The organism is Nocardioides sp. CFH 31398, from assembly GCF_022436705.1.
Lineage (GTDB): Bacteria > Actinomycetota > Actinomycetes > Propionibacteriales > Nocardioidaceae > Nocardioides.
Genome location: NZ_JAKUHT010000004.1, coordinates 21,290 through 31,419, shown reverse-complemented (window position 1 = coordinate 31,419; position 10,130 = coordinate 21,290). Strand labels below are relative to the sequence as shown.

The following is a 10,130-nucleotide window of genomic DNA, read 5'->3' as shown; positions in this document are numbered from 1 at the left end:
CTGGAGCAGCCGGCGCCGGGTGAGCTCGGCGGGCGAGAGCTCCCCGTCGGCGACCGGCGCGAGCGCGGCGGTGGTGGTCGCGTCCGGCACGGCGTGGCCGTGCTCGTGGCCGTGCGAGTGGTCGTGCGCGTGGTCGTGGTCGTGCGTGTGGGGGTGGGCGTGGTCGTGCCCGTGCTCGGTGGTCACACCCTCCAATGAGGGGGGTGGACGCCGTCCGGGCCGCGTCCACCCGGGGCCGCGCAGGTGGCGTCCGGGTGAACGTCCGGGGTCGTCCTCAGGACGACGCGGGCGGCGTCAGGTCGACCATCCACCGGACGCCGAACCGGTCGGTGAGCTCGCCGAACTCGTCGCCCCACATCTGCTTCTCGAGCGCGACCGTGACCTCGCCGCCCTCGGCGAGTCCGGTGAAGTGGTCCCGCAGGACCACGTCGTCCCCGGACAGGCAGACCGTGCCGTTGCCGGGCGGCTGCCCCATGCCCGTGGGGACGTCGGAGGCCATGAGGACGTGCCCCGCGGGGGTCGTCAGCTGGCCGTGCATGACCTTGTCGGCGTCGTCCCCGGCGTCGGGCATGAACTCGCCGAAACGGGTCACGTCGAGCTCGCCGCCGAGCACGGATCGGTAGAAGTCGAGGGCCTCCGCGGCACTGCCCGCGAAGAGCAGGTACGGGTTCATCTGCATCGTCATGCCCGCTCCGACCCCGGGGTGCGCCGAAACTCATCGGTGTGGACCTGCCCGGGACGGGGGATGCTGCCGCCATGGACGGTATCGGGGTGATCGTGCTCGTGTTCCTCTTCGTGCTGCTGATCGGCGTCGTCAGCCTCTTCGCCGAGAAGGGCAGGAAGCGCGGCGGTGCCGCGGGCGGGACGTACTTCCACGGCGACGGGGGCGCCGGCGGCTGGGCCGGCGACGGCGGCCACCACGGCGGTGATCACCACGGGGGTGGCCACGACTCCGGCGGGGGCTGGGGTGGTGGCGGCGACGGCGGCGGAGGCGGCGGTGGCGACGGCGGGAGCTCCTGACGTGTCCTCGACGCTCCTCGCCGTCGGCGCCGTCGTCCTCGTCGCCCTCGCCGTCGCCGTCTGGTACTGCTGGCAGGTCCACGTCACCGGCGACCTGGAGGGCTGGCCCGACAAGGCCGAGGAGCGGGACGGGCCGCCCGAGCTGCACCCCGACCTCAGGGCGGGCCTCCAGCGCTACGAGCGCTGGCGTGCCCGTCGGCGCTGACGTCCACCTCAGTCCTTCATCGCGCCCCAGCCGTGCCACCGCTCGACCGTGGCCCAGGCACTGACGCGGGGGCTCTCCCGGTCCGGGTACCCCTGGCCACGGTAGTGCCGGGCGAGCCGGTCGATGTCGGTCAGGTCCGGGTCGTCGACGATCTCGGTGATCCGGGTGAGCAGGCTGACGTGGGTGTACCAGTCCGCCTCGTCGAGCATCGTCAGCGCGACGCGCGGGTCGCGGCGGACGTGCTTCACGCGGACCCGCGAGACGTCCATGTTGAGCAGGATGCGGTCCGTGGAGTCCTCGGCGACCTCGTGGAGGTACCAGGTCGCGACGGAGACCGGTGTCCCGTCCTTGCGCAGCGTCGTCATGGTGCAGGGGTTCGGCTTCGCTAGGAACGCGCGGACGTCGTCGGGCAGCGGGGCTTCGGGCACGGGGTCCTCCTCGGGCAGCGGGTGACCTCGGACGCTACGCCGGGTTCAGGCACCCGTGACGAGGTGGGCGAGGGCTCCGGCGAGACCCACGAGCGCCCCGAGCGTCCGGACGACGTCCGCGGCCAGCAGGCGACGCAGGAGCGCGGGGTCGGGTCCGCCACCGAGCCGGCCGTGGGTGGGCGCGGCGACGAGGGCGGTGGTCGCCAGCGCGACGCCGACCCCGGCCAGCGCGACCAGCAGGGCGACGTCGAGGGGACCGGCGACGAGCACGCCGACGCCGGTGACGAGCAGCCCGCCGTACAGGACGCCGACGAGCGGGGCGATGCCGCGGCTGTGGCCGGCGTGGAAGTCGGTCCAGGCCGCGGCCGGCACGCGCCGGAAGGCGGGGTAGACCACGAGCGTCACCGTGAGCTGGAAGCCGGCGTGCAGGCCGGTGGCCGCCAGCCACGCGATCGCCCAACCCACGACACGGACCGTAGTGCCAGAGTGGGCGCCATGGCCGACGTCCTCCTCCTGCACCACGCCCACGGCCTCACCGAGGGGCTGCTCGGCTTCGCCGGGACCCTCCGGGACGCGGGGCACACGGTCCACGCCCCCGACTCCTACGAGGGCCACACCTTCGGCGACCTCGTCGACGGGCTCTCCTACGCGGAGAGGGTCGGCTTCGGCACGGTCGCCGGGCGAGCCGTCGACGCGGCCCAGGCCCTGCCGGCGGAGCTGGTGTACGTCGGCTTCTCGCTGGGCGTCATGCCCGCGCAGCAGCTGGCGCAGACGCGCGAGGGCGCCCGCGGCGCCGTCCTGGTGGGCTCGTGCGTCGGTCCCACCGAGTTCGCGCCGCGGTGGCCCGACGGGGTGCCGGTGCAGGTGCACGGCGGGGAGCGGGACGAGATCTTCGTCGAGGAGGGCGACCTGGACGCCGCCCGCGAGCTCGTCGCCTCGGTGGGGCCCGACGGCGACGCCGAGCTGTTCCTCTACGACACCGACGCCCACAACTTCGCCGACCCCAGCCTCGACGAGCACGACGAGGCGGCCGCCGCGCTGCTCACCGAGCGGGTGCTGGCGTTCCTGGCCCGGGTCGGCTGAGCCGGCTCAGGCGGTCGCCGGCCGCAGGGCGCAGCTGCGTCGCACCCGCGCACCGGCGGGGCGGAAGTAGTCGTCCAGCCCCACCCGCTCCTCGGCGGGCAGCCGGTCCAGGTCGCACCACGTGACGTCGTAGCCGAGCGTGCGGGCCAGCAGCTCCAGCGCCGAGGCGCTGGGGACGCCGACCACGACGGTGGGCGGTCCGACCTCCAGCCCCGCCCGGCGCGCCGGCTCCTCCGAGAGCCGGATCATCGGCGCCTCCCGCGGCAGGACGGCCGCGTCGACGATCACCAGGCGCGGGCTCAGGGCGTGGACCAGCGACAGCATCCGCGCGTGCTCCGCGGTCCGGTGCAGCAGCCCGAGCACCGTCACCACGTCGTAGCGGCGTCCCGCCTCGACCTCGAGGGCGAGCAGGTCCAGGACGTCGCCCACCCGCATCCGCACCCGGTCCTTGACCGGGCCCGCCGGGAAGTGCGCGAACCCGGCGGCGTTGTCCTCCTCCGGCTCGACCGCGTGCACGAACGAGGCGCCCGCCGCGCTCATCGCGTACGCCCACCGTCCGTCGTGCGCGGCGAGGTCGAGCACCCGCGCACCCGCCAGCTCGTTGGCGTACGGCTCCACCAGGAAGCGGTGGCGGCTGTCCAGCCGGTCGACGCGCTCAGGGCGGCCCTCGTAGCGGGGGGTCTCACGCAGGAAGTCGAAGAAGCCCATCCCCCACGAGGCTACCGACGCCGTTCAGGGGCCTCAGGCCCGGCGGCCGCGGACCTGGCGCACGACACGGCCGTTCAGCGGCTGCGGCCCGCGGGAGTCGCCCTCCTCGAACAGCCGCCGGAAGCGCCGGATCGTCGCCTCCTCGATCGCGCGGGGCTCGCGCATGACGTGCCACGTCACGCCCTGCGTGTACGGCGCGGTGGTGAGGGAGCCGCGGTAGGTCCAGCTCGACAGCGAGGCCGGCAGCATCCGCGACAGGTCGAGCCCGCGCACGCGGATCGGGTCGTCGTCGCACTCCTCCGGCAGGCGGGCGAGCAGGCGGTCCTGCGGGCCGTGGCCGCCGGGCACCAGGAAGACCCCGATGACCAGCAGCGCGCCGTCGGTCGTCCGCTCGTGGACGAAGTGCTGCTCCATCGGGAACGCGCGTCCGTCGACGCGGTGCTCGGAGGTGATGTGGAAGTGGGTCTGCAGCAGCCGCCAGGTCTCCCCGTCGCGGCGGACGACGGCCCGTCGCGACAGGTTCTGCGCCTGGACCGTCTCGTCCTCGGCCCGCTCCTCGCAGCCGTCCTCGCCGTCCCTGTTCACGTAGACGAGGTCGACGCTCTCGCTGCTGGGGTAGTCGACGACCAGGGGCGGGAACCCCGGCGCCCGTGCGACGCGGTCCGTGCGGATGTCGATGGGTGACTGGCGGCGATCGTCGCCGTCGCCACCCCCGGCCGTCGTGAGGCCGGCCCAGGCGGCCGTGCCGGGGGAGCCCCCGAGGAGCGGGGCGAGGGCGGCGCAGGCGCCGAGGCCGGCGGCGCCCCGCAGCAGCGCGCGGCGGTCGTGGAGGGAGGAGGTCGTCCGAGAGTCGTGGGTCACGGGGGTCAGGGGTACGCCCGCCGCCTGTGGTGAGCCTGTGCGTCCGGTGAACGACGGGTGGACAGCTTCGGCAGGATCGGCCGCGTGGACCGCACCTTCCTCGACCTGCTGTGGGCCGACGCCCCGCGCGAGGAGTACGACGCGCTCCGCGACGCGCAGGTGGCCCGGGGGCGGGACCGGGCGTCCGCGGAGCGCACGCACGCCCGGGCGCTGGCCCTCGCCGACCGTCTGGCCGGTCACCGCAGCCGTGAGGCCGAGCTGGCGGCGCTGAACGAGACCGCCGCCGACCTGGTCGCCATCCGCGACCTCGACCGGGTGCTGGGCGCGATCGTGCGGCGCGCGCGGCAGCTGCTGCGCGCCGACATGACCTACCTGTCGCTGAACGACGAGGCCGAGGGCGCGTCGTACATGCGGGTGACCGACGGCGCGCTGACCCAGGAGTTCGGCCGGCTGCGGCTGCCGCTCGGCACGGGCCTGCTGGGCCTCGTCGCGCAGGCGGGGGCGCCGTACTTCACGGAGGACTACTCCGCCGACGACCGGTTCCTGCACCGCGGCTTCATCGACGAGGCCGTCGAGGGCGAGCGGATCCGCGCCATCCTGGGCGTCCCGCTCGTCCTGGAGGGCGAGGTGATCGGCGCGCTGCTGGCGGTGCACCGGGTGGTCCGGCCGTTCCCGCCCGGGGAGGTGGCACTCCTGACGTCGTTCGCCGCCCACGCCGCGGTGGCACTGGAGAACGCCCGGCTGTTCGAGCAGGCGGACGCCGCGAACGCCGAGCTGCGCCGCCGCACCGAGTCCGTGGAGCGGGCCGCGCACGCGCACGACCGGTTGACCGACGCGCTCGTCGCCGGTGCCGGCGTCGACCGGGTCGCCGCCGTCCTCGAGGAGGCGCTGGGCGCCGAGGTCCGCGTGCTCGACCCGGACGGCGGGCTCCTCGCCGGCGCCGGGGAGGCGCCCCCCGGGCTGGACGCCGCGGTCGACGTCGCCCGCCGCACGGGGCGCAGCACCCGGCTGGCGGGCGACCCGGACACCGCCGGCCCCTGGGTCGCCGTCGCCGCCGCCGGCGAGGAGCACCTCGGGACCCTCGTCGTCGACACCCGCGGGCGGGAACCCGAGCCCGCCCAGCTGCGGACCCTCGAGCGCGGGGCCGTGGCCGTCGCGCTCGTGCTGCTGTTCGCCCGGACGGAGGCCGAGGCGGAGGAGCGGGTGCGCGGGGAGCTGCTGGTCGACCTGCTCGACGGCGGCACCGACGAGCCGCGGCTGCGCGAGCGGGCGCGACGGCAGGGCCTGGCCGTGGACGGAACCTGGTCGGTGGCCGTCACCCGCACCGACGACCTGCGCGGCGACGCCCGGCGGGCCGCCCGGCTGGCCGGCGCCCGGGGCGGCCTGGCGGGCGTCCACGAGGACGCGCTGGTCGTGGCCGTGCCCGACGACCAGCTGGCCCGCTCGCTCGGCGAGGCGCTGGCCGCGGGGGTCGGCACCGAGGAGCCCACCGTGGGCGTGCACGCCGCCGGCCTCGGCGAGGCGTACGCCGAGGCGCGGCGCTGCCACGACGCCCTGGTGGCGCTCGGGCGCGCCGGTGAGGTCGCCGACCCCGCCGACCTCGGGCTGGTGCGCCTCGTGCTGGGCGGCGGCGGGCCCGAGCACCTCGGGGACTTCCTGCGCGACACCCTCGGCCCCGTGCTGGCGTACGACACCGAGCACGGCACCGCCCTGGTCGCCACGCTCGACGCCTGGTTCGCGGCCGGGGGCTCGCCGCGCCGGACGGCGGCGACCCTCCACGTCCACCCGAACACCGTCGCGCAGCGTCTCGACCGCGTCACCCACCTGCTGGGCGAGGGGTGGCGCGACCCGGCCCGCGCGCTGGACCTCCAGGTCGCCCTGCGGATGCACCGGCTGAGGGGCCACCGGCGCGGCACCTGACCCTCGGGGTGTCACGGCGGCACACGTCAGCGACCACGGCGTGTGGCCCGGAGACATGGCGTGCGCCACACCGGCGGTCCTAGCGTCGGGGCATGCCCTCAGCCCCCACGCCCGACGCGGCCCCCCTCACCGGCCGCACGGCCCTCGTCACCGGCGCCGCCAGCGGCATCGGCCGCGCCGTCGCCACCCGGCTCGGCGCCGACGGCGCCGACCTGGTGCTGGTGGACCTCGACGAGGCCGGCGTGAAGGCCGCGGCGTCCGACCTCGGCGGCGAGGCGCTCGTCGTCGACCTCTCCGACGCCGACGCGATCGCCGCGCTCGACCTGGCCGCGCGCGGCGTCGACGTCCTGGTCAACAACGCCGGCATCCAGCACGTCGCCCCGGTGCAGGACTTCGACCCCGAGCGCTTCGCCCTGATCCACCGGGTGATGCTGCACGCGCCGTTCCTGCTCGCCCGGCAGGTGCTGCCCGGCATGTACTCCCGCGGCTGGGGCCGCCTGGTGCACGTCACCTCCGCGCACGGGCACCGCGCGTCGGCGTACAAGTCGGCGTACGTGTCGGCGAAGCACGGCCTCGAGGGCCTCAGCAAGGTCATCGCGCTGGAGGCCGCCGGCACCGGCGTCACGTCCAACACCGTGGCGCCCGGCTACGTCCGCACGCCGCTGGTCGAGGGCCAGGTCGCGGACCAGGCCCGCAGCCACGGCATCAGCGAGGACGCGGTGCTCGAGCAGGTGATGCTCGCGCGCACCCCGGTCAAGCGCCTCGTCGAGCCCGAGGAGGTCGCCGCGCTGGTGGCGATGCTCTGCGGCCCGCACACCGACTCCATCACCGGCTCCAGCTACCGCCTCGACGGCGGCTGGACCGCCGCCTGAGAACCCCTCCCCCGGGGACCCACCACCACAGGAGAGACACCCCATGAGCGCACCCGTCGACAAGACCGGCTCCAGGCCGGGCGAGACCACGGACGGTCCCGGCATCGTCAAGGTCGTCTTCGCCAGCCTGATCGGCACCGCCGTCGAGTGGTACGACTTCTTCCTCTACGGCTCCGCCGCCGCCCTCGTGTTCGGCGTGCTGTTCTTCCCCGAGTCGGAGCCGGTGACGGCGACGCTGCTGGCGTTCGGCACCTACGCCCTCGGGTTCGTGGCTCGTCCGCTCGGCGGTGTCGTGTTCGGCCACTTCGGCGACCGGGTGGGGCGCAAGCAGATGCTGGTGCTGTCGCTGATGCTCATGGGCGGCGCCACCATCGCGATCGGCCTGCTGCCGACGTACTCGACCATCGGCATCGCCGCGCCGCTGCTCCTGCTGCTGTGCCGCCTGATCCAGGGCTTCGCCGTCGGCGGCGAGTGGGGCGGCGCCGTCCTCATGGTCGCCGAGCACGGCGACGACGCGAAGCGCGGCTTCTGGACCTCGTGGCCGCAGGCCGGCGTCGCGATGGGCAACCTGCTCGCCACGTTCGTGCTGTTCGTGCTCGCGCTGGTGCAGTCCGAGGAGACCTTCCAGGCGTGGGGCTGGCGGATCCCGTTCCTGCTGTCCGCGGTCCTGGTGTTCATCGGGCTCTACATCCGGCTGTCGATCGAGGACTCGCCGGTCTTCAAGGAGGCGCAGGCGGAGATCGAGCAGAAGAAGGACGCCAAGTCCCACATCCCGATCCTCGAGGTCTTCCGCCGCTACCCCAAGGAGGTCTTCTGCGCCATGGGCATGCGCCTGGCGGAGAACACCTCGTACTACATCTTCACGATCATCGTCATCACCTTCGTCACGACCTACGACGGCCAGGACCGCGGCCCGATCCTGCAGGCGCTGCTCATCGGCTCCGCCGTCCACTTCGTGTGGATCCCGCTGGTCGCGCTGCTGTCGGACAGGATCGGCCGCAAGCCGATGTACATCGCCGGCGCGATCGGCGTCGGCGCCTGGACCTTCGCGTTCTTCCCGCTCGTCACCGGCGGCTCGGCGTCCGGGCTCACCATCGCGGTCGTCGTCGGCCTCATGCTGCACGCGCTGATGTACGCCCCGCAGGCGGCGTTCTTCTCCGAGCTGTTCGGGACGTCGGTCCGCTACACCGGGGCGTCGGTCGGCTACCAGCTCGCCTCGATCGCGGCCGGCGCCATCGCCCCGATCATCGCCCTGCAGCTGCTGGGCAGCGACACCGCGAACCCGAACTCCACCGCGGTCGGCATCTACGTCTCGATCACCTCGCTGCTCACCGTGGTCGCGGTGCTCGCGGTGAAGGAGACCCGCAACACCTCGCTGCGCCACGACCGGGTCGTGTCCGGGGCGCACGACTGAGGCCTAGCCTCGGCGGATGACCGTGAGCCGCGCCGCCGCGCTCGCCTGGCGGCTGCGGCGCCACCACCTGGCCGGTCCGGCGGCCTCCTCGGTCGAGGAGGTCGTCGGCCGGCTTCTCGCCGTCCCGTCCTGGCTCGGGGACGCCGGCGCCGCGATCGGACTGCGGCTGGGTGACAGGTCCGCGGCGCACGACGCGCTCCGCGCCGCCCTGGTCGACGGGCGGGTGGTCACGACGTACGCCCACCGCGGCTCGACGCAGGTGATGACGCCGGGGGGCGCGGCCGTCCACCTCGCGCTGCGGCTCGCGGGCCGGCAGTGGGAGCGGGCGAGCTGGCGCTCGCACTACGGCCTCGAGCCCGGGGACTGGCCGCGGCTGCGGGCCGTCGTCCGCGACGCCGTCGCCGATCGCCCCCTGACGCAGGCCGAGCTCGCCGAGGCCGTCACCCGCGACCCGGCGTACGCCCACCTGGGCGAGGCGTTCACCCATCGCAGCCACACGTTCCTCAAGCCCTTCGGGTGGCACGGCGACGTCCGCATCGACACCTCCGACGGCACGTTCCGCCTCGCGTCGACGGCCGACGTCCCGGGGTGGACGGGCCCGCTCCCGCTCGAGGAGGCCGGGCCGCTCGCCGTCCGCGCCTACCTGGCGACGTACGGACCGGCGACACGGGAGCGGGTCGACCACTGGCTCGTCGACGGCCTGAGCGCCGGTCGCCGCCGCGTCGACGGGTGGGTCGAGGCGCTGCAGGCCGACGGCACCGTCGTGACGCTGGACGTCGAGGGCGAACCGGCGTCCTGCCTGGCCGGGGACGCCGGCGCGATCGCCGCGGCGGAACCCTCGGACGAGGTGGTCCTGGTGCCCGGGCACGACCCGTGGGTGCTGGGTCCGGGGACCGCCGACCCGTGGATCGTCCCGCCCGGGCACCGCGTCCACGCCACCCGCGGCGCCGCGCTCGCGCTGCGCGGCGGGCGGGTCGTCGGGACCTGGCGCCAGGGCACCGACGGCCCGGTCGTCGACTGGTTCCCCTGATGCCGGGGCGCGCAGCGGGCCCGTCGTAGGGTCGGCGGCGTGACGGTCGCGGGTCTGCACATCACACGCCCCACCGGCGACCTGGCGCGGCAGTTCCTCGCCTGGCGACACCGACCCGACGTGACCCGGTGGTTCCTCCAGCAGCGCGTCGACGACGTCGAGGAGTACGTGGCGGACTGGGCGACGTACGACGACCACGACCATCAGCGCTCGGTGGCCGTCATCAACGGGCGGATGGTCGGTCAGGCGACCCTGTCGGTCGTCGACGGCCAGGGACAGTCGGGCAGCGAGGAGCACGTCGTCGGCCGCGAGGGTCGCCTGTCCTACTTCGTCCATCCCGACCACGCGGGCCGGGGGATCGCGACGGAGCTGGCGCGCGACGCGCTCGGCCACGCCTTCGGCAGGCTGCGGCTGCGTCGCGTCCAGGCGGGGTGCTTCGCCGAGAACGTCGGGTCCTGGCGCGTGCTGGAGAAGGTGGGCATGCGGCGTGAGCAGCACGGCGTCAAGGACACCTACCACGCCGAGCTCGGCTGGCTCGACGGCTTCGTCTACGCCCTCCTCGACGAGGAGTGGCGCGGCTGACCGAGGG

Annotated in this window: 13 protein-coding genes and 1 pseudogene; 8 read left to right on the top strand and 6 right to left on the bottom strand. The window is 74.9% G+C overall.

The annotated features are described in order from the left end of the window. Both MJ876_RS04660 and MJ876_RS04655 read right to left on the bottom strand, forming a co-directional pair. Window positions 1–186 (bottom strand): annotated as a pseudogene (locus MJ876_RS04660) (histidinol-phosphatase); the annotation flags it as partial. 88 nt (window positions 187–274) lie between these two features. Then, window positions 275–685, bottom strand: a complete 411-nt coding sequence (locus MJ876_RS04655; RefSeq protein WP_240234910.1) for a VOC family protein — start codon at window positions 683–685, stop codon at window positions 275–277. Between the two features lie 71 nt (window positions 686–756). Between MJ876_RS04655 and MJ876_RS04650 the strand changes: the two genes are divergently transcribed. Next, window positions 757–1,020, top strand: coding sequence for a hypothetical protein (locus MJ876_RS04650; RefSeq protein WP_240234909.1), 264 nt, complete (start codon window positions 757–759; stop codon window positions 1,018–1,020). Window position 1,021: 1 nt separating this feature from the next. Then, window positions 1,022–1,225, top strand: coding sequence for a hypothetical protein (locus MJ876_RS04645; RefSeq protein ID WP_240234908.1), 204 nt, complete (start codon window positions 1,022–1,024; stop codon window positions 1,223–1,225). A gap of 8 nt (window positions 1,226–1,233) precedes the next feature. Here MJ876_RS04645 and MJ876_RS04640 read toward each other — a convergent pair whose 3' ends face one another. Further along, window positions 1,234–1,653: a TIGR03618 family F420-dependent PPOX class oxidoreductase gene (locus tag MJ876_RS04640; RefSeq protein ID WP_240234907.1), complete on the bottom strand. Its 420-nt coding sequence runs from the start codon at window positions 1,651–1,653 to the stop codon at window positions 1,234–1,236. A gap of 45 nt (window positions 1,654–1,698) precedes the next feature. Then, window positions 1,699–2,118: a hypothetical protein gene (locus tag MJ876_RS04635; RefSeq protein WP_240234906.1), complete on the bottom strand. Its 420-nt coding sequence runs from the start codon at window positions 2,116–2,118 to the stop codon at window positions 1,699–1,701. 30 nt (window positions 2,119–2,148) lie between these two features. On the opposite strand from MJ876_RS04635, the gene MJ876_RS04630 reads away from it, so the two are divergent. Further along, the gene (locus MJ876_RS04630; protein ID WP_240234905.1) at window positions 2,149–2,736 is read left to right on the top strand and encodes a dienelactone hydrolase family protein; all 588 of its coding nucleotides are present in this window, start codon (window positions 2,149–2,151) and stop codon (window positions 2,734–2,736) included. 6 nt (window positions 2,737–2,742) lie between these two features. Here the strand turns inward: MJ876_RS04630 and MJ876_RS04625 are convergent, their stop codons facing one another. Next, the gene (locus MJ876_RS04625; protein WP_240234904.1) at window positions 2,743–3,444 is read right to left on the bottom strand and encodes a bifunctional 2-polyprenyl-6-hydroxyphenol methylase/3-demethylubiquinol 3-O-methyltransferase UbiG; all 702 of its coding nucleotides are present in this window, start codon (window positions 3,442–3,444) and stop codon (window positions 2,743–2,745) included. A gap of 33 nt (window positions 3,445–3,477) precedes the next feature. After that, complete coding sequence (locus MJ876_RS04620) at window positions 3,478–4,305, bottom strand: carbonic anhydrase family protein (protein WP_240234903.1); 828 nt, start codon at window positions 4,303–4,305, stop codon at window positions 3,478–3,480. Window positions 4,306–4,389: 84 nt separating this feature from the next. Between MJ876_RS04620 and MJ876_RS04615 the strand changes: the two genes are divergently transcribed. From MJ876_RS04615 to MJ876_RS04595, 5 genes are all read left to right on the top strand, one after another. Then, window positions 4,390–6,225, top strand: a complete 1,836-nt coding sequence (locus tag MJ876_RS04615) for a helix-turn-helix domain-containing protein (protein WP_240234902.1) — start codon at window positions 4,390–4,392, stop codon at window positions 6,223–6,225. Window positions 6,226–6,317: 92 nt separating this feature from the next. After that, the gene (locus MJ876_RS04610) at window positions 6,318–7,097 is read left to right on the top strand and encodes a 3-hydroxybutyrate dehydrogenase (protein WP_240234901.1); all 780 of its coding nucleotides are present in this window, start codon (window positions 6,318–6,320) and stop codon (window positions 7,095–7,097) included. Between the two features lie 43 nt (window positions 7,098–7,140). Continuing rightward, window positions 7,141–8,511: an MFS transporter gene (locus MJ876_RS04605; RefSeq protein ID WP_240234900.1), complete on the top strand. Its 1,371-nt coding sequence runs from the start codon at window positions 7,141–7,143 to the stop codon at window positions 8,509–8,511. A 16-nt stretch (window positions 8,512–8,527) separates the two neighbouring features. Then, a complete protein-coding gene (locus MJ876_RS04600) occupies window positions 8,528–9,541 on the top strand; it encodes a DNA glycosylase AlkZ-like family protein (RefSeq protein ID WP_240234899.1) in 1,014 nt (337 codons plus the stop codon). Window positions 9,542–9,580: 39 nt separating this feature from the next. After that, complete coding sequence (locus MJ876_RS04595) at window positions 9,581–10,123, top strand: GNAT family N-acetyltransferase (RefSeq protein WP_240234898.1); 543 nt, start codon at window positions 9,581–9,583, stop codon at window positions 10,121–10,123. Window positions 10,124–10,130 lie beyond the last annotated feature (7 nt).

Coding starts and splice junctions, on each gene's coding strand:
- MJ876_RS04655 (WP_240234910.1), bottom strand. CDS start 685: ATGACGATGCAGATGAACCCGTACCTGCTCTTCGCGGGCAGTGCCGCG.
- MJ876_RS04650 (WP_240234909.1), top strand. CDS start 757: ATGGACGGTATCGGGGTGATCGTGCTCGTGTTCCTCTTCGTGCTGCTG.
- MJ876_RS04630 (WP_240234905.1), top strand. CDS start 2,149: ATGGCCGACGTCCTCCTCCTGCACCACGCCCACGGCCTCACCGAGGGG.
- MJ876_RS04625 (WP_240234904.1), bottom strand. CDS start 3,444: ATGGGCTTCTTCGACTTCCTGCGTGAGACCCCCCGCTACGAGGGCCGC.
- MJ876_RS04610 (WP_240234901.1), top strand. CDS start 6,318: ATGCCCTCAGCCCCCACGCCCGACGCGGCCCCCCTCACCGGCCGCACG.
- MJ876_RS04605 (WP_240234900.1), top strand. CDS start 7,141: ATGAGCGCACCCGTCGACAAGACCGGCTCCAGGCCGGGCGAGACCACG.
- MJ876_RS04600 (WP_240234899.1), top strand. CDS start 8,528: ATGACCGTGAGCCGCGCCGCCGCGCTCGCCTGGCGGCTGCGGCGCCAC.